Source organism: Arthrobacter sp. P1_H7, from assembly GCF_056405215.1.
Genome location: NZ_JBFUCO010000029.1, coordinates 1 through 19,437, shown reverse-complemented (window position 1 = coordinate 19,437; position 19,437 = coordinate 1). Strand labels below are relative to the sequence as shown.

Annotated in this window: 14 protein-coding genes, 1 tRNA gene, 1 rRNA gene and 1 pseudogene; 11 read left to right on the top strand and 6 right to left on the bottom strand. The window is 67.1% G+C overall.

Annotation, left to right across the window (positions count from 1 at the left end; genetic code table 11):
• Both rrf and AC1DXI_RS20095 read left to right on the top strand, forming a co-directional pair.
• A 5S ribosomal RNA gene (gene rrf / locus AC1DXI_RS20100) occupies nucleotides 1-86 on the top strand; the annotation flags it as partial.
• 125 nt (nucleotides 87-211) lie between these two features.
• On the top strand, nucleotides 212-718 hold the full coding sequence (locus AC1DXI_RS20095; protein ID WP_476940047.1) for an SRPBCC domain-containing protein: 507 nt from the start codon (nucleotides 212-214) through the stop codon (nucleotides 716-718).
• Between the two features lie 86 nt (nucleotides 719-804).
• Here the strand turns inward: AC1DXI_RS20095 and AC1DXI_RS20090 are convergent, their stop codons facing one another.
• Complete coding sequence (locus AC1DXI_RS20090; RefSeq protein ID WP_476940046.1) at nucleotides 805-1,839, bottom strand: LacI family DNA-binding transcriptional regulator; 1,035 nt, start codon at nucleotides 1,837-1,839, stop codon at nucleotides 805-807.
• 2 nt (nucleotides 1,840-1,841) lie between these two features.
• Nucleotides 1,842-3,632, bottom strand: a complete 1,791-nt coding sequence (locus tag AC1DXI_RS20085) for a glycoside hydrolase family 13 protein (protein WP_476940045.1) — start codon at nucleotides 3,630-3,632, stop codon at nucleotides 1,842-1,844.
• 337 nt (nucleotides 3,633-3,969) lie between these two features.
• On the opposite strand from AC1DXI_RS20085, the gene AC1DXI_RS20080 reads away from it, so the two are divergent.
• From AC1DXI_RS20080 to AC1DXI_RS20060, 5 genes are all read left to right on the top strand, one after another.
• Nucleotides 3,970-5,268, top strand: coding sequence for a sugar ABC transporter substrate-binding protein (locus AC1DXI_RS20080; RefSeq protein WP_018775857.1), 1,299 nt, complete (start codon nucleotides 3,970-3,972; stop codon nucleotides 5,266-5,268).
• Between the two features lie 128 nt (nucleotides 5,269-5,396).
• Nucleotides 5,397-7,046: an ABC transporter permease subunit gene (locus AC1DXI_RS20075; protein WP_476940044.1), complete on the top strand. Its 1,650-nt coding sequence runs from the start codon at nucleotides 5,397-5,399 to the stop codon at nucleotides 7,044-7,046.
• Nucleotides 7,043-8,071, top strand: coding sequence for a sugar ABC transporter permease (locus tag AC1DXI_RS20070; RefSeq protein ID WP_476940043.1), 1,029 nt, complete (start codon nucleotides 7,043-7,045; stop codon nucleotides 8,069-8,071). The genes AC1DXI_RS20075 and AC1DXI_RS20070 overlap by 4 nt, the downstream gene beginning before the upstream one ends.
• 2 nt (nucleotides 8,072-8,073) lie before the next feature.
• Nucleotides 8,074-10,119, top strand: coding sequence for a glycoside hydrolase family 13 protein (locus tag AC1DXI_RS20065; RefSeq protein WP_476940042.1), 2,046 nt, complete (start codon nucleotides 8,074-8,076; stop codon nucleotides 10,117-10,119).
• Nucleotides 10,120-10,153: 34 nt separating this feature from the next.
• Nucleotides 10,154-11,524 (top strand): FAD-binding oxidoreductase, encoded by a 1,371-nt coding sequence (locus AC1DXI_RS20060; RefSeq protein WP_476940041.1) that lies wholly within the window; start codon nucleotides 10,154-10,156, stop codon nucleotides 11,522-11,524.
• 47 nt (nucleotides 11,525-11,571) lie between these two features.
• On the opposite strand, the gene AC1DXI_RS20055 is transcribed toward AC1DXI_RS20060, so the two are convergent.
• Both AC1DXI_RS20055 and AC1DXI_RS20050 read right to left on the bottom strand, forming a co-directional pair.
• Nucleotides 11,572-12,990, bottom strand: a complete 1,419-nt coding sequence (locus AC1DXI_RS20055; protein WP_018775852.1) for a DUF4032 domain-containing protein — start codon at nucleotides 12,988-12,990, stop codon at nucleotides 11,572-11,574.
• Between the two features lie 195 nt (nucleotides 12,991-13,185).
• On the bottom strand, nucleotides 13,186-14,268 hold the full coding sequence (locus AC1DXI_RS20050) for an ABC transporter ATP-binding protein (protein WP_018775851.1): 1,083 nt from the start codon (nucleotides 14,266-14,268) through the stop codon (nucleotides 13,186-13,188).
• A 262-nt stretch (nucleotides 14,269-14,530) separates the two neighbouring features.
• Between AC1DXI_RS20050 and AC1DXI_RS20045 the strand changes: the two genes are divergently transcribed.
• The gene (locus tag AC1DXI_RS20045; protein WP_476940040.1) at nucleotides 14,531-14,932 is read left to right on the top strand and encodes a VOC family protein; all 402 of its coding nucleotides are present in this window, start codon (nucleotides 14,531-14,533) and stop codon (nucleotides 14,930-14,932) included.
• A 33-nt stretch (nucleotides 14,933-14,965) separates the two neighbouring features.
• Here the strand turns inward: AC1DXI_RS20045 and otsB are convergent, their stop codons facing one another.
• Nucleotides 14,966-15,811, bottom strand: a complete 846-nt coding sequence (gene otsB / locus AC1DXI_RS20040) for a trehalose-phosphatase (protein WP_476940039.1) — start codon at nucleotides 15,809-15,811, stop codon at nucleotides 14,966-14,968.
• Nucleotides 15,801-17,321 carry an alpha,alpha-trehalose-phosphate synthase (UDP-forming) gene (locus AC1DXI_RS20035; RefSeq protein ID WP_476940038.1) on the bottom strand — a complete coding sequence of 507 codons (1,521 nt, stop codon included), beginning with the start codon at nucleotides 17,319-17,321 and terminating at the stop codon, nucleotides 15,801-15,803. The genes otsB and AC1DXI_RS20035 overlap by 11 nt, the downstream gene beginning before the upstream one ends.
• Nucleotides 17,322-17,502: 181 nt before the next feature.
• On the opposite strand from AC1DXI_RS20035, the gene AC1DXI_RS20030 reads away from it, so the two are divergent.
• The 3 genes and pseudogenes from AC1DXI_RS20030 to AC1DXI_RS20020 form a co-directional block, all read left to right on the top strand.
• Nucleotides 17,503-18,393, top strand: a complete 891-nt coding sequence (locus AC1DXI_RS20030) for a DsbA family protein (RefSeq protein ID WP_476940037.1) — start codon at nucleotides 17,503-17,505, stop codon at nucleotides 18,391-18,393.
• Nucleotides 18,394-18,631: 238 nt separating this feature from the next.
• Nucleotides 18,632-18,708 (top strand) — tRNA-Thr (locus AC1DXI_RS20025).
• Between the two features lie 265 nt (nucleotides 18,709-18,973).
• Nucleotides 18,974-19,437, top strand: a pseudogene (locus AC1DXI_RS20020) (L-serine ammonia-lyase, iron-sulfur-dependent, subunit alpha); the annotation flags it as partial.

Sequence of the window (19,437 nt, the reverse complement as noted above, 5' to 3'; positions counted from 1 at the left end):
GTCCCATCCCGAACCCGGAAGCTAAGACCCACAGCGCCGATGGTACTGCACCCGGGAGGGTGTGGGAGAGTAGGTCACCGCCGGAACACCATTCAGGTCGAGGACCCCAACCACCAGGTTGGGGTCCTCCCGCATTTAAACGGCTCTTTAGGCCGCTTTCGAGTCCAGGCCAGAATCTCGGAAGAAGGCCACGCGGGTAGAGTTGTTGCCCATGGATAACCTCTTCAGCCATGCCCCGTCCGGCGCACCGGAACCCGCTGCGGCGGACGAACTCGATCCCGTCGTCGTCAGCGTCGTGGTGCCGGGCGCAGTCGCCCGGGCCTTCATGGGATTCACGGAACACACGCACCTCTGGTGGCCGCTCGAGGACCACAGCGTCTACGGCGCCGGCTCCTATGTCGAGTTCGAGGAGAACCTGATCATGGAGTCCTCGGATGACGGCAGGACGGCGGTGTGGGGATCGATTGACGACTGGCAGCCGCCACTGTCCTTCCACGCCAGCTGGCACCCCGGAACCACTGCCATGTGGTCCACCGAACTCCGGGTGGCGTTCAGGGCGGTGGGCGAGGGGACAGAGCTCCGCCTGGTTCACAGCGGCTGGGAAGGCGCCGAGGACCCCGCTGCAGCCCGGGCAGAGTACGCGGCAGGCTGGCCCGCCGTCCTGGACCGCTTCGTTCGGTTCATGGGTGGCGCCGGTGCGGCCGGCCCCGACGCCTGAGCAGTCCTGAGACCGGCGCGCCCGTACCCTCCGGCGTTCAGACAGGCATTCAGGCCGGCGGCCGGTCCGGGACGGCTGGGCCGGACTTAGTCCCGCAGTGGTGGCTGGTCTACCGGCGGAACGGCAGTGCTGGAACGGATCACGAAGTGTGTAGGGTATTCGGAGTCCGTGGCCGATGAGTCTGCGTCGCCGTTGAGTCCCGCCAGCAGACGCCTGACGGCCAGCGCGCCCTGCCCCCGAGCATCCTGGTCGATCGTGGTCAGTCCGAAGACCTCACCCAGCTCGTGGCCGTCGATGCCGATGACAGAGAGGTCCTGCGGCACCCGCAGGCCGAAGTCCCGGGCGGCGAGGATCGTGCCGATCGCCATCTCGTCCGAGGCGGCAAAGACGGCCGTGGGACGCTCCGGCGAGCCACCGAGCAGTTGGCGGGCGCTGGCATAGGCGCCCTGGATCGTGAAATCAGCGGAGACCTGCCACTCCGGCCGGACGACCAGTCCCGCCTCGCGCATGGCTTTCTTGAAGCCGGCCTGACGCGTCCCGGGCAGGCGGAAGTCTTGTTCGTAGGCGGCGTCCCCGGTCATGTGGGCGATCCGGCTGTGACCAAGCTGGATCAGGTGCCGGGCCGCGGCCTCCGCGATGCCGGAATCATTGATGCGGATTGTCGAAGCCCCGGGCAACGGACCGCCGATTCCCACGATTGGGCGGTGGATGGCCAGCAGTTGGTCAATCTCCACTTCGGAGAGCTCCAAAGACACCGCGATTACGGCATCCACGCGTTTGCGGAGCAGGAAGTCGTTCAGCACGCTGTGACGGCGCTCCTGCCCCTCGCTGACGTTGTACAGCGTGAGGTCGTAGCCGGCATCCAGCAGCGTTGCCGAGACGCCTTCGACGACCGAGGAAAAGAACCACCGGTGGACCGAAGGCACGACGACGCCGACGTTGTGGTTGCGTCCCGAGGCCAGGCTCGAGGCGTGGTAGGACAGGACGAACCCGAGCTCGGCGGCGGCGGCCCGGGCACGCTCCCGGCTCCTCGGCGAGACGTTGCCCTTGCCGCTCAAGGCGCGCGAAACGGTAGCGATGGAGAGGCCGGCCCGTTCCGCGACGTCCTTGATGCCGGGCATTTCTACCCCTCCGTGTCCTCTATGTAGGTTTCCAGCCAAACTGTTTCACCTGAGCTTAACCGATCACCGGTGCTGGACATGTCCTCCGTGGCGTAGCCGGACCCGGGCCTCGAAGAGCTTCGCAACAGCACCCGTCCGGCCGGCATGTCCAGGGGTTCGGATCCCGTGTTGAGCAGCACCAGCGTGGTCCCGTTGAGGAAAGCCAGGCTCGTGTCCGTGCACAGGTCCTCGTACCAGGACAGCGAGCCGCGGCCGAGTTCCAGCCCGCGGCGGAGATCCAGCATCCGCTTGTAGAGGCTCAGATGCGACGATGGCGACGCGGCCTGCAGATCACGCGCAAGTCCGGCAAAGCTGTCCGGCTGCGGCAGCCAGGGGTCCTGCCCGTCGCCGAACCCGGCATGGAGTTCGCCGGCCCGCCAGGGCAGCGGGACCCGGCAGCCGTCGCGGCCTAGCCGCTCACCGCCGGTGCGGGCAAAGGTGGGGTCCTGCCGCCGGGTGTCCGGGATGTCGATCCCGTCCGGGAGACCGAGTTCCTCGCCCTGGTAAAGGTAGGCGCCGCCGGGCAGTCCCAGCATGAACATGGACGCGGCAGCCGCCCGGGACCGTCCGAGGTCCTCATCCGGCTGCGGATCCCAGGTGCCGATTCCGTCGCCGTCACGCGGCGCCTGACCGGTGTAGCCGAAACGGGTGGCGTGGCGGACAACGTCGTGGTTGGAGAGCACCCAGGTGCTGGGGGCACCGACGGCGTCCAGCGCCGTCAGCGACTCGGTGATGACGTTGCGCATGCGGTGCACGTCAAGTCCTGCGTGGAGGTAGGGGAAGTTGAAGGCCTGGTGCATTTCATCCGGACGGACCCAGTCGGCCAGCCGGGGAAGCGGGTCCACATTGGCCTCGGCGCAGAGGATCCGGTCGGGGCCGTACTCCGCGAGAATCCGCCGCCACTGGCGGTAGATCTCATGAAGTGCGGGCTGGCCGAACATTGGGGCGTCGTGGCCGGGGAAGCCGTCGCAGCTGTTGCCGTCGGCGCGGCCGCCCCACTCGGGCAGGCCGGGGGCCTTGACGAGGGCATGCGCCACGTCCACCCGGAACCCGGAGACCCCGCGTTCGAGCCAGAAGCGCAGGACGCGCTCGAATTCCTCGTGAACGGCGCGGTTGTCCCAGTTGAAGTCCGGCTGGGAGGAATCGAACAGGTGCAGGTACCACTGGCCCGGCGCGCCGTCGGGTTCGGTGATCCGGGTCCAGGCCGAACCGCCAAAGTGGGACTGCCAGTTGTTCGGCGGCTCCTCGCCGAACGTGCCGCGGCCGTCGCGGAAGATGAACATGTCCCGTTCGGGACTGCCGGCCGGCGCGGCGAGGGCGGCCTGGAAAGCCGGGTGCTGGTCCGAGCAGTGGTTGGGCACCAGGTCAACGATCATCCGCAGCCCCAGCCGGATGGCCTCGGCCATCATGGTGTCGAAATCGTCCAGCGTGCCGAACAGGGGGTCGACGTCGCAGTAGTCGCTGACGTCGTAGCCGGCGTCACGCTGAGGTGACCGGTAGAACGGGGACAGCCAGACGGCGTCGATGTCGAGTTCGGCGAGGCGAGGCAGCTCGGCCGTGATGCCGGCGAGGTCGCCGACGCCGTCGCCGTTCAGGTCCCGGAACGAACGCGGATACACCTGGTAAATGACGGCGGAACGCCACCAGCCGGGAAGGCGGTCGGCGGTGTGCACCGGGGTCAACGGGCCCGTCAGGGGGCCGGTGGGGGTGCCGGCCATCGCGGCGGGGGAGAAGAGAGCTGCATCTACGGACATGACCGTAATGGTAAGTCCCGCGCACCCAAAATGAAAACGTTTCCAGTCACATTCCAGCCCGCGTGTTTGGCCAGTGATTGGATTATCCCGGGAGGGGAGTGCGGCCTGGCGGCCGACGCCAGCTAAGAAACTGGGTGACGGATCGTGGCGCGTCGCACCCTAAGCGCAAGAGGCCGGTCCGGCTACCGCTCGGTAGCCTGACTTTTCAAAGCGCCGTCGAGCATGTACTTTGGAAGCGCTTGCAGCTGTGAGCCACATCACCGACGATGCCACGGGGCTCTGGAATGGAATTCCAGGGCCTTACGCGTGGATGCAGGATTTTATGAAAGGGACACCAATGAAGGTGCAGAACACCCTCACGAACGGGACGAGCCGGCGGGTATTCACCGCAGGCGCGATCTCCGTAGTGGCCGCGCTGGCCCTCAGCGCTTGCGGCGGCGCCGCAGCCACCGCGCCGGCCACCGCGACGGCCAAGCCGGACCTGAAGGCTTCCGGGGCCAGCACGATCACCATGTGGGTCGATGCCGAGCGTTCACCCGCGCTGAAGGACATCACGGCCAAATTCCAGGCCGATACCGGCATCGCGGTCAAGCTCGTGGTCAAGGACTTCGCCGCAGTCCGCGACGACTTCATCACCCAGGTCCCCACCGGCAAGGGCCCGGACCTGATCGTCGGTCCGCACGACTGGGTAGGCAAGTTCGTCCAGAACGGCGTGATCGCGCCCGTGGAACTCGGTGACAAGAAGGCCGGGTTCCAGGACTCCGCCGTCAAGGCCATGACCTACAACGGCTCCGTCTACGGTGTTCCGTACGCGATCGAGAACATCGCCCTGCTGCGCAACACGGACCTCGTGCCCCAGAGTGCCAAGACCCTGGATGAGGTCATCGCCAACGGCAAGAAGGCCGTGGCCGACGGCAAAGCGAAATTCCCGTTCCTGGTGGGCATGGACCCGAAGCAGGGCGACCCCTACCACCTGTACCCGCTGCAGTCCTCCATGGGCTCGGAGGTCTTCGGCAAGGCTGCCGACGGCGGCTACGATCCCAAGCAGCTCCTGATCGGCGACGCCGCCGGCGTCGCGTTCGCCAAGAAGCTGGCCGCCTGGGGCGACGCCGGAGAGAAGATCATCAACTCCAACATCACCGGCGACATCGCCAAGGAGAAGTTCCTGGCCGGCGAGTCCCCGTACTACCTGACCGGCCCGTGGAACGTGCCGGACGTGCAGAAGAAGGGCATCAAGTTCGCTGTCGACGAGCTGCCCACCGCCGGCGACAAGCCCGCCCAGCCGTTCATCGGCGTCAACGGCTTCTTCATCAGCGCCAAGAGCGCCAACGCCCTGGCCACCAACGAGTTCGTCACCAACTACCTCACCACCGAGGCAGCACAGGACTCCATGTACAAGGCCGGAGGCCGTCCGCCGGCCCTGAAGGCCTCGTTCGAGAAGGCCGCCAGCGATCCGGTCGTGGCAGCCTTCGGCAAGATCGGCGCCGCCGGCGTCCCGATGCCGGCCATTCCGGAAATGAGTGCCGTCTGGGCTGACTGGGGAGCCACCGAGCTCGCCCTCATCAAGGGCCAGGGCGATCCCGCCGCTGACTGGGCCAAGATGGCCGCCAGCATCAAGGCCAAGATCGCGGGTTAGCCCTCGCACGGTTCCAGCGGATCCCGTTGAGGGTCCGCGGCACCGCACAGCCCGGGCCGGGCGGCAGAGCATGCCGCCCGGCCCGTTCCTGCACCACCCCAGCTTTCTCCCGAGGACCGAACACAGCCATGACAGACACCGAACTCCGCCAGGCCGGCGATTCCGCCCCTGCAGCTCCCGGCGGCCCCGCCGGGACCCCCTCCCGGAAACTAAACGGCTCCCGCCGCCGAACCTTCGGCCCCGACACCACCAAGGGAACGATCGCCAAGATCGTCCTGCTGGGCCTCGTGGATGCCGTCGCCGTCTACGTGCTCATGATGCTGTTCCTCAGCCAGTCCTGGGGCGCGCTGGCTGTTTCCGCCGTCGTCGTGGCAGCGATCAACTGGATCTACCTGCGCAAGGGCGGGCTTCCGGCGAAGTATCTCGCACCCGGCGTGCTGTTCCTGCTCGTGTTCCAGGTGTTCGTGGTGCTCTTCAGCGGCTACATCGCGTTCACTAACTACGGCGACGGGCACAACAGCACCAAGGATGACGCGATCGCGGCCATCCAGCTCACGGCGCAGAAGCGGGTCCCTGACTCGCCGGCCTACAAGGCAGCTGTGCTGTCCAAGGATGGCTCCTTCTACCTGCTGTTCACGGACCCGGACGGCAAGACTTCGCTGGGGAGCACCGGCACGCCGCTGGAACAGGTCTCCGGCGCGGGAACGGACTCCACCGGCAAGGCCAACGCCCTGGCAGGCTACCGGACCCTGAACTTCCAGGAGATCGTCGCCAACCAGCAGCAGATCCTGGGCATCACCGTTCCGGTCTCCGCCGATCCCGCTGACGGTACCCTGCGGACCGCTGACGGCAGCTCCGCATACCAGTTCAAGCCGGCCCTGAAGTACGACGCCGACGCCGGCACCTTCACGGACACGGACACCGGTTCCGTCTACCGGGACAACGGCAAGGGAGCGTTCGCCACGGACAGCGGAGAGACGCTGACTACGGGCTGGAAGATCGACGTCGGCATGGAGAACTTCGCGCGGGCCTTCACCGATCCGAGCCTCCGCGGCCCGCTGCTGGGCGTCATCCTGTGGACCTTCACCTTCGCCGTCGCCTCGGTGGCGCTGACCTTCGCCCTGGGACTGTTCCTGGCGATCACGTTCAACCGCGAGGACCTGCGAGGCAAGAAGATCTACCGGATCCTCATGATCCTGCCCTACGCCTTCCCGGCATTCCTGTCCGGACTGGTGTGGTCCGGCATCCTGAACCCGCAGTTCGGCTGGCTCAACCAGACCCTGCTGGGCGGGGCCACGATCGGCTGGCTGACGGACCCAGTCCTGGCCAAGATCAGCGTGCTGGTGGTCAACCTCTGGCTCGGCTTCCCGTACATGTTCCTCGTCTGCACCGGGGCCCTGCAGTCCCTGCCCACGGAGTTGGACGAGGCGGCCAGGATGGACGGCGCCGGCCCCTGGCGGGTGTTCCGCTCCATCAAACTGCCGCTCCTGCTGGTCTCGATCGCGCCGCTGCTGATCTCATCCTTTGCCTTCAACTTCAACAACTTCAACGTGATCTTCATGCTCACCGGCGGCGGCCCGCGGTTCGCGGACACGGACCGGGACATCGGGGCCACAGACATCCTGATCACGCTCGTCTACAAGGTGGCGTTCGGGCAGGGCACCGGCCGTGACTACGGCCTGGCCAGCGCCCTGGCGATCATCATCTTCATCATCGTGGCCACTGTTTCGGCCATCAGCTTCAAGCAGACCAAGGCACTTGAGGAAGTGAACTCATGAACGGGCCCGCAGCACGCGTCGTCTCCACCACTGACCAGCCGCAGCACGCTGCCGCAGGCAAGAGTGCAGTCGACAGGACGGCCGAAGAAGCGCGCGACAGGGACGGTGCCGGAACCCGCAACGGCACCGGCAACACCGCCGGCGAGCCCAAGGTCCTCCGGCGGCGCACGTCCTTCGGCGCCTGGCTCAAGGACAAGGGCTGGCGGCACCTGGTGGGGATCGTCGTCACCATCTTTGCGGTCTTCCCGCTGTTGTATGTGCTTTCCGCGGCCTTCAACTCCACGGGCACTTTGGTGGGATCCAACGCCTTGTTCAGCCGGATCGACTTCGGCAACTTCACCGAACTGATGAACAATCCTTCGCGCCCCTTCGCGCGCTGGTTCGTCAACACCATGGTGGTGGGCGGCGTGACCTCTGCGTCCACCGTGTTCCTGGGCGCCATGGCGGCGTACGCGTTCTCCCGAATGCGCTTCACCGGGCGCCGGATTGGCCTGCTGAGCCTGCTGCTGCTGCAGATGTTCCCGCAACTGCTCGCCGTTGTGGCCATCTTCCTGCTGCTGAGCGGGATATCCGAGGTCATCCCGGCCCTTGGGCTGGGCAGCCAGCTGGGCCTGATCATGGTGTACCTCGGCGGGGCCCTGGGCGTGAACACCTACCTCATGTACGGCTTCTTCAACACCGTGCCGCAGTCCCTGGACGAGGCGGCCAAGATCGACGGCGCCAGCCACGCGCAGATCTTCTTCGGCATCATCATGCGGCTCGTCACCCCGATCCTGGCCGTGGTGGGCCTGCTGACGTTCATCGCCATCTCCGGCGAGTTCGTGATCGCTTCCGTGGTGCTCACGGACCCGGACAGCCAGACCCTCGCCGTCGGGCTGTACTCCTTCGTGGCGCAGCAGCGCTCGGAAAACTGGGGCGTCTTTGCCGCCGGGGCGGTGCTGTCCGCCGTCCCCGTGATGGCTTTGTTCCTGTACTTGCAGCGCTATATCGTCAGCGGCCTCACCCAGGGCTCGGTGAAGGGCTAGGCATGGAGCTGCCGGGCAGCGCGGGCCCGCTTCCGCACCATGACGGCTCGGCCCTTTACGCGCCCGGGCACGTCGAGCAGGGGGCGGAGCTCCGCCTGCGGCTCCGCGTCCCCGCCGTCTGGGGGCGGCCCGCCCGGGTCTGGCTGCGGTCCATCCACGACGGCGAACCCCGCTACGACCCCGCCCTGCCCCTGGGCGAGGCCGACGGCTGGGCCTGGTGGGAGGCTGCCACCGTGGCGACCAACCCGGTGGCCCGGTACCGGTTCCTGCTGGAAGTCCCGGACGCCAGCGGTGCCGCCGCGGGCGGGGCCGCAACCGGCGGGGCCACGGCAGCCGGGGCCGCCGGCAGCCTGCGGTACTGGAGCCTGAACGCGCAGGGGTTATTCAGCCGGGATGTGTCCGACTACGCCGACTTCCGCATCACGACCTTCCTGCCCGCACCTGAATGGCTGCGCCGGGGAACGATGTACCAGATCTTCCCGGACCGCTTCGCCCGCTCCGCGCTTTCGTCGCAAAACCTGCCGGCGCAAAACCTGTCCGCAGAAAACCTGTCCGCGCCTGCTCCGGTCCCGGAGCGCCCCGCTCCGGACTGGGCCGTGCCGTGCAGCTGGGACTCCACCGAAGTGGAAGGCTCCGGCCCGCGGACCCCGTACCAGTACTACGGTGGGGACCTCCGCGGCATCACCGAGCGGCTGGACCATATCCAGCAGCTCGGGGCCGATGTCATTTACCTGACGCCGTTCTTCCCGGCCCGTTCCAACCACCGCTACGACGCCGCCACCTTCAGCTGCGTGGATCCGCTGCTGGGCGGGGACGAGGCCCTCGTGGAACTCGTCGAAGCCGCCCACGCGCGCGGCCTGCGCGTGATGGGCGACCTCACGGCCAACCATTCCGGAGATGCCCACGAATGGTTCCGACAGGCCCTGGCCGACCCGGCCTCCGAGGAGTCCGGATACTACTACTTCAACGCGGAGCACACGGAATACGAGTCCTGGTACGGCGTCAGATCGCTGCCCAAACTGAACTGGTCATCCCAGGGCCTGCGCGAGAAATTCGTCCTGGACGACGATTCCCCCGTGGCACGCTGGCTCCGGCCGCCGTTCAACCTCGACGGATGGCGGATCGACGTCGGCAATATGACCGGCCGGCTCGGCGGCACCGATCTCAACCAGGACGTCGCCCGCCTGATCGCGGACCGGGTCCGTTCGATCAACCCGGACGCGGCGCTGCTCGCCGAGGCCACCAACGATGCCGCCCCGGACTTCAGCGGCGAGCACTGGCACGGCGCCATGACCTACTCCAACTTCACCCGGCCACTGTGGTCCTGGCTGGCCGGGGACGCCGGACACGTCAACTTCTTCGGAACCCCGCTGCCGGGGCCGAACCGGACCGCCGCCGAGGACTTCCTGGCCACCCATCTGGACCTCGCCGCCGCGTTCAGCTGGGACGTCCGGCAGCAGAACATGAACGCCCTGAACAGCCACGACACCGCACGCGCCGCCACCGTGATGATCGACGGCGGCCAGCGGCTCGGCGCGCTGCTGATGTTCACCCTGCCCGGGGTCCCCGTGGTGTTCGCCGGAGACGAGTTCGGCCTCAAAGGCGACAACGGGGAGTCCTCCCGCACACCCATGCCCTGGAACGACCCCGGCCGCATCCTCAGCGACCTCCGCGCGGATTACGCGGCGCTCAGCACACTGCGCCGGGAACAGCCCGCGCTCACCGGCGGCGGTGTGCGGTGGCTGCACGCCCGCGGGGATGTCCTGGCGTTTGTTCGCGAAACCGCGCGGAGCTCCGTGCTGGTGGTAGTGGCCCGGGCGGCCGCCGAAGTGAAACTGGCGCCCGGAACACTCGCGGCGGCCCAGCTGGCGGCCCTTGCCGGGCAGCCCGCCTACGCGACGGCCGACGTCGACGTGGCACTGATCCCGTCGCCGGGGCAACCGGGCGGGCAGATCAGGTCGGATGACGCCGCCCTGATCTGCACCCGAGAACCGGTGGCCGCCGCGTGGGTGTTGCCCGGGACCCGGGTGCCCGTCCCGCGGACTTAGACTGGGATCCGGATTCGACCGAACTGGAGACCGCATGCGCAGCATCATCGATGAGCTGACCTCTTCCCTGGGCGCGGCGAAAATTGCCGTGGACGCGACCACGCTGGCCGCCTACGCCGTGGACCAGGGCCCCGTCCTGGACTATCAGCTCCCGCAGGCCGTGGTCCGCGCCGAATCGGTGGCCGACGTGCAGGCAACGGTGCGGGCCTGCGCCGCCCTCGGCGTCGCGCTCGTGGCCCGCGGAGCCGGGACCGGGGTCTCCGGGGGCGCCCACGCAAGCGCGGGCTGCGTGGTGCTCACGCTCGAGGGGATGAACCGCATCCTGGACCTCAACCCGGACGACGAGACCGCCGTCGTGGAACCCGGCGTCATCAACGCCGACCTGAACGCGGCCGCCGCCGTGCACGGGCTCATGTACGCCCCAGATCCTGCGAGTTTCAAAATGTCCACCATTGGTGGCAACGTGGCCACCAACGCCGGCGGGCTGCGCTGCGCGAAGTACGGGGTGACCCGCGACTCGGTCCTGGCACTCGACGTCGTCCTCGCGGATGGCTCGCTCATCCACACCGGCCACCAGACCTTCAAGGGCGTCGCCGGCTACGACCTCACCGGGCTGTTCGTCGGCTCGGAGGGGACCCTGGGGATCGTGGTCGGTGTCACCGTGCGGCTGAAGTACCTGCCGCGGGACGTGCACACCATCGCCGCCTTCTACCCGGAGTTCCGCAGCGCCGCGGCCGGGGTCCTCGCCGTGGGCAGGGCCCGCGTGCAGCCGGCCATCATGGAACTGCTCGACGGCGGCTCGCTCGCCCAGCTCGATGACCTCCACGGCTCGGACCTGGCCGCGCGTGGGGCAGCCCTGCTGCTGATCCAGACCGATGGCTTCGGCGCGGCGGCGGAAGCCGCGGCCATCCGCCCGGTCCTGGTGGCGGGAGGAGCGGTGGTGACCATGGAGGCCGACGCGGAGGCCGAGCAGCTGGTCGAACTGCGCCGCAACAGCCGCGGGACCGAGGTGGACGACGAATACCGGGTGGGCGAGGACGTGGCCGTGCCGCGCTCACGCCTGGTGGATTACGTCGCCGAGCTCGAAGCCATGGCGGCGGAGCACCGGGTCCAGCTCAAAGTCGTGGCACACGCCGGCGACGGCAATCTGCACCCCACCTTCTGGATCGACCGGGCGGACAACACCGTGGACCCCGATGCCATGGCTCGCCTCGGCGCCGCCCTGGACCGGTCGATTGCCGTGGCCCTGGCCATGGGCGGCACCATCACCGGCGAACACGGGATCGGGCAGTACAAGCTGCGCTGGCTTGGCCTGGAGCAGAAGGAACCCGTGCGGGAACTGCAGCGCCGGATCAAGGAACTCTTCGACCCGGCCGGGATCCTGAACCCTGGCAAGGCGATTTAGCTGAAGCGATTTAACCCCTGCATGCCACAACCTGCCCGGCGCGCGGGCTAGTCGTCAGAGTCGGGGTATTCGTCCACGGATTCGTCGGCGCCGTACCGCGATTCCTCGGTCTCCACCTCAAGGATCTTGAGCAATCCCGTGTCCGGGTTGAGCATGATCGCGGCCTCGTCCCGGCGGTGACGGAGTTCGTTGTCGATGTAGGACTGGACGGCCTCCGCCAGGGGGATGTGCCGGTTCTCCTTCTCGGACATGTACCAGCGGTGCTCCAGGACCTCGTGCACCGCCTCGGCCGGCTCAAGCTTGCCGGAGAGGTCGCGGGGGATGGCCCGGACGATCGGCTCGAAGATCTGGCTGACCCACAGGTGCGCGCTGTATTCCTCGTCCATGCCCGGGTTGTTGTCGGCCCGGAAAGAATCCATATCGTTCAGGAGCCGGCGGGCCTGGTTTTCCTGGGCGTCCAGGCCGGTCAGGCGCAGCAGCCGGCGCTGGTGATGCCCGGCGTCGACGACCTTCGGCTGGAGCTGGATGGTGGAGCCGTTCTGCGTGGTCTTGATCGCGTATTCCTCGACGTCGAACCCCAGCTCGTTGAGCCGCCGGATCCGGGCGGCCACGCGCCAGCGTTCCCCGATCTCAAACGACTCCTTCGCCGTCAGCTCGGTCCACAGCCGCCGGTAGCTGTCCATGATCAGCTCGCTGGTGGCCACCGGATCCACTTTCTCCTCGATCAGGCCGCCGTCGAGCAGGTCCATGAGCTCCCCGGCGATGTTGACGCGGGCGATTTCGAGGTCGTACTCGCGCTGGCCGGTGGACAAATCCGGGTACAGTTCGCCGGTCTCGGCATCGACGAGGTAGGCGGCGAACGCGCCGGCGTCGCGGCGGAACAAGGTGTTCGAGAGCGAGACGTCGCCCCAGTAGAAGCCGATCAGGTGCAGCCGGACCAGCAGCAGCGCCTGGGCGTCGATGAGCCGGGTCAGGGTGTCCTTGCGCAGCATCTGGGAGAAGAGCGCGCGGTAGGGCATGGAGAACTTCAGGTGCCGGGTCACCAGCACGGGGTTCAGCGGCCGGCCCTCCGGGGTGGTGCGTCCGGTGATGACGGCCACCGGCTCCACGCCGGGAACGTCCAGCCGGGCGAGCTTGCGGAGCATGTGGTACTCGTGGCGGGCCACGTGCTCGGAGGTTTCCTTGATGGCGATCACGGATCCGCCGAGGTGGGCGAAACGCACGATGTGCCGGGAGATCCCGCGGGGGAGCGCTGCCAGATACTCCGCCGGCCAGTCCTCGAGGGCAATGTGCCAGGGCAGGTCCAGCAGCTCGGGCTCGGTGGCGGCGGCCGTGATGCTCAGCGAACTGGACACCATCGAGGCCTTGTCGTCATTGGCGCTGGCGGCCTCATACCGGGGCAGCTTCCCGATCTGACCGTAGTCGGTGGGCTCGTCGTGCCACTGGGCACTGTTTTCCTCGGTCATGGGGTTTCCTCGGTCATATAACAATTCTTCCGTATTTGGCGGGCCGCGCCTAAAGCAGGGCAGTTAACCCCCGACGGCGGCCCTCCGCTGGGGAGGACCGCCGTCAGTCGAACCGGTGGGTGTGTGCGAACCGGTGGGTGTGTGCGAACCGGTGTTCCCTGACCGAAGCGAAGCGAGGTTAGGGAACCGGTGGGGCTAGTCGCCGAGGCGCAGGCCGGTCTTGGTGTCGAACAGGTGTACGTGGCCTGACTGCGGGCGGACCCAGATGGACTCACCCTTCATCGGGGGGCGGCGGCCGTCGACGCGGGCCACGATGTCGTGGCTCTGGCCGTCGAGCGTGGTGTGGCCGTAGACGTAGGCGTCGGCGCCGAGTTCTTCGACGACGTCGACCTCGACCTGGAGACCTTCACCCTGGGCAACAGTCTCCAGGTCTTCCGGGCGGGAACCGAGGGTCACGGTCTGGCCGTGGGCTTCCTCGAGGACGTCGCGCGGTACCGGGTAAACGGTTCCGCCGAACTGCACGCCGCCGTCGACGACGGGGAGTTCGAGCAGGTTCATGGCGGGGGAGCCGATGAAGCCGGCCACGAAGACGTTCTTGGGCTTGTCGTAGAGGTTGCGCGGGGTGTCGACCTGCATCAGCAGGCCGTCCTTCAGCACGGCGACGCGGTCACCCATGGTCATGGCCTCGACCTGGTCGTGGGTCACGTAGACCGTGGTGACGCCGAGGCGGCGGGTCAGGGACGCGATCTGGGTGCGGGTCTGCACGCGCAGCTTGGCGTCAAGGTTGGACAGCGGCTCATCCATGAGGAAGACCTGCGGGTTACGCACAATGGCGCGGCCCATGGCAACGCGCTGACGCTGGCCGCCGGAGAGGGCCTTCGGCTTGCGGTCCAGGTACGGTTCGAGGTCGAGCAGCTTGGCGGCCTCACGGACGCGCTCGGCGCGCTCTTCCTTGCTGACGCCGGCGATCTTCAGCGCGAAGCCCATGTTGTCCGCCACGGTCATGTGCGGGTACAGGGCGTAGTTCTGGAACACCATGGCGATGTCGCGATCCTTCGGCGGGACGTCCGTGACGTCACGGTCGCCGATGAGGATGCGGCCGGAGTTGACGTCCTCGAGACCTGCAAGCATGCGCAGGGAGGTCGACTTTCCGCAGCCGGAGGGTCCAACGAGGACCAGGAATTCGCCATCGGCGATATCAATGTTGAGCTTGTCAACAGCGGGCTTCTCGGTGCCCGGGTACAGGCGTGTTGCGTTGTCAAAAGTAACTGTAGCCACAGTTATCAATCCCTTCACCGGCAGGTACGTGCCGGACGATCCGTAGTGAATGGTCATTTTATGCAGTTGTTAATTCAATTGTGGGTTCTCGTGCGCATACTCCTCGGCCGAAGCCGAGGAGTATCCAATGACGCCGCACGGTAGTTGTGCGCCACATCACATACAGAGTATGTCAGATTTATGGCATTTGGGCCAAAATGTTACGGATGTCACACGTGGGGTCCGTCACGTGGCGCCAGAAATGGGTGTGTAGGCTGTGCGCATGACGGCACTGCAGATCTATGTCAGTTTCCCGGGCACGGCTCGTGAAGCACTTGGCTTCTACGCCGACGTCTTCGGCGGAGAGCTTGCCTTGTTCACGTACGAAGAGTTCAACCGCAGCGACGGCCCGCCGGACGCCATTGCCCACGGACAGCTGAACGGCGCAGTCGCTTTGGCGGGCTCGGATGCGGCAGCGGGCGAGAAAAGCGTCCGGTTCGAAGGCCTCATGCTCTCGCTGCTAGGGACCGCCGAACCGGCAGTTCTCCACGAGTGGTTCGACACGCTCGCCGTTGATGGCCGGGTGATCGACCCCCTGGCCCCGAAGCCCTGGGGCGCAACAGATGGTCAGGTCGTCGACCGTTACGGACTGCACTGGTTGATCGGCTACGAACCTGAGTCGTGACCGACGTCCGGTTGACCGCTCAGTGAGCCCGCTTTAGCTCCCAGAGTCGACGGACTTCTTGCGCTCACGCAGCAGTGCCTCCAGCAGTTCGCAGATGTGGACCGGCGCCTCCACCCGGAACTCGGCCTGGGTGAAATCGAGCCCCACTTTTACGCCAAGATCGCCGGGGACGAGGCTGGCCAGGGCGTCCTCGTCGGTGGTGTCGTCTCCGGCGAAGGCCACAGCCGTGGCTCCGGTGGCCTGCCGCAGGAAGGCAATGCCCTCGCCCTTGGAGGCGTTCACCACTGAGGTCTCCAGGACGCGGTTGCCCGTCTTGAGGAAGACGCCGCTGCGGTCCTGCAGGACCGCCCGCGCCGCGGCGACGGCGTCCTCGGCGACGTCGTCCGCCGCGAGCCGCGTGTGCAGCACGACGCCGGCCGGTTTGTCCTCCAAAAGGGTCCCCGGGGCCTGTTCCACGATTCCCTCAAGCTCCTTGCGGACTTCGGCCAGGAGTTCGCGTTGGGCCTCGTCGAGCATGAGCTGCGAGGAGCCGGGCCCCATCCAGACCTCTGCGCCGTGACTGCCGATCAGCAGCGTCTCCTCGGGCGGGGAGGCGACGGCCCGCAGGCTGTCCAGCGCCCGGCCGGAGATGAGCGCCGTCGTTGTCCGGGGAAGTTCCGTCAGCGCGGCGAAGGCGGCCGCGGAGCGCGGGAGCGCGCGGGCGTCGCCGGCATGGTCCACGAGCGGCGCCATGGTGCCGTCGAAGTCCATCGCCACGAGCAGGTGCCCGGTGCCGGCGACGCGGCGCACGGCCGCCAGCAGCTCAGGGGCGAGCGAGAGCGGGGCGGTGTCTGGGGTGTTGGTGTCTGGGTCGTTGGTACCGGCGGCGTCAGGAGTCATCGCGTACAACCTTTTCGGCGAGGGCTTTCAGGAAGTCGGAGGACCAGAGGTCGACGTCGTGGTCCAGAATCTGCTTGCGCATGGCCCGCATGCGGCGCGATGCCTCGGCCGGCTGCATGTTGACGGCCCTCATGATCGTGTCCTTGAGCCCGTCAATGTCGTGCGGGTTCATCAGCAGGGCCTGCTTGAGCTGGTCGGCGGCACCGGCGAACTCACTCAGTACCAGGGCGCCGTCGTTGTTTGTCCGGGCCGTGACGTATTCCTTGGCGACGAGGTTCATGCCGTCGCGCAAGGCGGTGACCAGCATGACGTCCGCGGCCAGGTACAGGGAGACCATCTCTTCGATGGGGTAGCTGTGGTGCAGGTAGCGGACGGCCGTGCTCTCCATGGTGTCGAAGGTGCCGTTGATGTGGCCCACTGTGCCCTCGACCTCCTCGCGGAGCAGGCGGTACTGCTCCACGCGCTCACGGCTGGGGCTGGCCACCTGGATCAGGGTCGCGTCCTCGACGGTGACCTTGCCGTCCTGCAGCAGTTCCTCGTACGCCTTGAGCCGGTGCCGGATGCCCTTGGTGTAGTCGAGGCGGTCGACGCCGAGCAGGATGGTCTTGGGGTTGCCGAGGTCCCGGCGGATCTGCTTCGCCCGCTCGATAACCTCCGGCTTCTTCGCCAGCTCGCTGATCTGCTTGACGTCAATGGAGATAGGGAACGCCTGGGCCCTCGCGATGTGGGTGGTCTCGCCGTCGGTGCCCCTGACATGGACCTGCTGCTGCTTGACGCTCGCGCCCAGGAAGCGCCGCGCGGAGCGCATGAAGTTCCCGGCATCGCTGCTGCGCTGGAAGCCCACCAGGTCCGCGCCCAGCAGGCCATCGATGATCGCGCGGCGCCACGGGAGCTGGGCAAAGATCTCCGGCGGCGGGAACGGGATGTGGTTGAAGAATCCGATCTTCAGATCCGGCCGGGCCTCCCGGAGCAGCTTGGGAACCAGCTGGAGCTGGTAGTCCTGCACCCAGACGGTGGCACCCTCCGCGGCATGGCGGATGACGGCGTCGGCGAACCTGCGGTTGACCTTCCGGTAGGAATCCCACCAGGTACGGTGGAATTCCGGCGGGGCGATCACGTCATGGTAGAGCGGCCACAACGTGGCGTTCGAAAAGCCCTCGTAGAAGAGCTCGATGTCCTCGGTGCTCAGCTGGACGGGGATCAGGTCAATGCCGCCGTGGCTGAAAGGCTTGACCGTCTCATCGGGGGCGCCGTGCCAGCCCACCCACGCGCCGTCGGTCTTCGTCATCATTGGGGCCAGCGCTGTGACGAGTCCGCCGGGGGAGCGGCGCCAGCCGTCCTCGCAGCCGGTTTCGTCGGACGAACAGCGGTCGACGGGCAGCCGGTTGGACACCACCATGAAGTCGAACTGATCCCCCGCCGCGGCGCCGGTGGTGGCGCCGTCCGCTGCCGTCCGCGTCGCTTCAGTGGTGCTCTGTGTGCCGTGGCCGGCGCTGTCCGTTGCTTGCATTGGTGCCCCCTGGGGTCCGCTCGTGGCTCTCCATCAACCCTAGCCGCCCGGAATCTTCCGGGCTATTCGTCCGTTGGGCAGGCGGAAGGAAACTTGAAAGCGCAAGTTCTCGGGTTTCTCCCCTAAAATGATGACGTTGCCACTGAGTGGACTGTCCCTGGCCGAACGACCCGAGGAACCAATGAGCCCCGCAAACGAACCCCGACTGTCTAAGGCAGAGCGCACTGCCGCGGCGCGCGAGAAAGCCCGCGAGATCCGCGAGGCGCAGCTGAAGAAGGAGAAGCGCAACAAGCTGCTGATCGGCTGGGGCATCGTTGCCGCGGTCGTCGCCATCGTCGTGATTGTCGCGCTGGTTGTCACCTCCAACATCAAGAACAACGCCCCGGTGGCCGATGAGGGACCCACCCCGGCCAACGGCAACATCCACGGCGGTGTCACCCTGCTGGCGAACACCGAGGTTGCGAAGACCGATCCCGCAACCGTGAAGCTGTCCGATCTTCCGTCCGCTCCGGCCACGCCGCCGTCCCCGGTCACGGCCCCGGGCGCCGAGGCTGAGGCCGGCAAGCCGGTCAAGGTGGTCCTCTACATCGACTTCATCTGCCCCGTCTGCAAGAACTTCGAGGCGCAGTACAACGAGACGCTCACCAAGCTGCGCAACGAGGGCAAGATCAGCGTGGAGTACCGGCCGCTCGGATTCCTTGACAGCCGGTCCACCACGAACTATTCCTCCCGCGCGGCCAACGCCGCAGCCTGCGTGGTCAACGAATCCCCGGAGAAGTACTCGGACTTCGTCGACCTGCTGTTCGCCAAGCAGCCGGCCGAAGGCAGCGCCGGACTCTCCGACAACGAGCTGAAGACGCTGGCCAGCGACGTCGGGGCCAAGAGCATCGACCAGTGCGTGGATGGCAAGACCTATCGTCCGTGGGTGAAGCACACCACCCAGGAGGCCACGGTGATCGGCATAACCGGCACGCCCACCGTGTTCGTTGAAGGCAAGCAGTGGGGCGTCGGCGACAGTGCCCAGACCCCGTTCGACCAGTACCTGCAGGCCGCAGTCGACGCCAAGAAGTAACCGTCCACGGCACATGCCGTTGAAGGCCGCAGTAGAAGGCCGCGGTTGAAGGCCCGGCCCCGGATCGCTCCGGGGCCGGGCCTTCGCTTTTGGCTTTCGCTGTGGCCTGCACTCTGGCCTTCACTTTGTGAGTGGGGCGTTGCGCGTTTTTCTCACCGGGCGTCGGTGGGCTAATCTTGTCTAGCGTCCTGACATCCGCGCCATTTTGTGGCCCGGTGTTGTGTCAGGAAGCAGGAATGCCTCCTTAGCTCAGTTGGCCAGAGCACCGCTCTTGTAAAGCGGGGGTCGTCGGTTCGAATCCGACAGGGGGCCCCACGAACCCCTCCGTTCCGGCGAATGTGCCCGGAACGGAGGGGTTTTCTTATGCCTTCAAACGGGCAACCAAACGGGCGACGTATTTCCAGTCAACGTTTTCCAGCCCCTGAAGTAGGAAGCGGCGGCGGGTCGCACAGGCGTCCGGCCCGCCGTCCACCCGCCGTCCAAGCGTTGTGGCGTACGATCCGGTTACGACATCCCGGTTCACCACAGGACAGCAGGAGGGCTAATGCAGGGTTCGTCCGTTCCGGCCCGGATGGCGTGGGCCGTGCTCTACTACGCGCTGCACTTCGCCCCCGGCATGGACAAGGCCACCCAGGCCGACCGCGACGACGTGGTGGTCAAGTTCCTGCTGACCGCCGGCGCCATCGGGGTGCTGTACAAGGAGCAGGCCTCGATCTCCGGCGCCGAGGTCGGCTGCCAGGGCGAGGTGGGCTCGGCGTCCTCGATGGCCGCCGCCGGCCTGGCCGAGGTCATGGGCGGCACGCCCCAGCAGGTGGAGAACGCCGCGGAAATCGCGATGGAGCACAACCTCGGCCTGACCTGCGATCCGATCGGCGGGCTCGTGCAGGTCCCGTGCATCGAACGCAACGCGATCGCCGCCGCCAAGGCCATCAACGCCGCCAAGATGGCGCTGTGGGGCGACGGCACGCACCGGGTCTCCCTGGACGAGGTCATCGTGACCATGCGCGAAACCGGCAAGGACATGAGCTCCAAGTACAAGGAAAC

Coding starts and splice junctions, on each gene's coding strand:
- AC1DXI_RS20070 (WP_476940043.1), top strand. CDS start 7,043: ATGAACGGGCCCGCAGCACGCGTCGTCTCCACCACTGACCAGCCGCAG.
- AC1DXI_RS20045 (WP_476940040.1), top strand. CDS start 14,531: ATGACGGCACTGCAGATCTATGTCAGTTTCCCGGGCACGGCTCGTGAA.
- AC1DXI_RS20095 (WP_476940047.1), top strand. CDS start 212: ATGGATAACCTCTTCAGCCATGCCCCGTCCGGCGCACCGGAACCCGCT.
- AC1DXI_RS20055 (WP_018775852.1), bottom strand. CDS start 12,990: ATGACCGAGGAAAACAGTGCCCAGTGGCACGACGAGCCCACCGACTAC.
- AC1DXI_RS20080 (WP_018775857.1), top strand. CDS start 3,970: ATGAAGGTGCAGAACACCCTCACGAACGGGACGAGCCGGCGGGTATTC.
- AC1DXI_RS20075 (WP_476940044.1), top strand. CDS start 5,397: ATGACAGACACCGAACTCCGCCAGGCCGGCGATTCCGCCCCTGCAGCT.
- AC1DXI_RS20035 (WP_476940038.1), bottom strand. CDS start 17,321: ATGCAAGCAACGGACAGCGCCGGCCACGGCACACAGAGCACCACTGAA.
- otsB (WP_476940039.1), bottom strand. CDS start 15,811: ATGACTCCTGACGCCGCCGGTACCAACGACCCAGACACCAACACCCCA.
- AC1DXI_RS20065 (WP_476940042.1), top strand. CDS start 8,074: ATGGAGCTGCCGGGCAGCGCGGGCCCGCTTCCGCACCATGACGGCTCG.
- AC1DXI_RS20030 (WP_476940037.1), top strand. CDS start 17,503: ATGAGCCCCGCAAACGAACCCCGACTGTCTAAGGCAGAGCGCACTGCC.
- AC1DXI_RS20085 (WP_476940045.1), bottom strand. CDS start 3,632: ATGTCCGTAGATGCAGCTCTCTTCTCCCCCGCCGCGATGGCCGGCACC.
- AC1DXI_RS20060 (WP_476940041.1), top strand. CDS start 10,154: ATGCGCAGCATCATCGATGAGCTGACCTCTTCCCTGGGCGCGGCGAAA.
- AC1DXI_RS20090 (WP_476940046.1), bottom strand. CDS start 1,839: ATGCCCGGCATCAAGGACGTCGCGGAACGGGCCGGCCTCTCCATCGCT.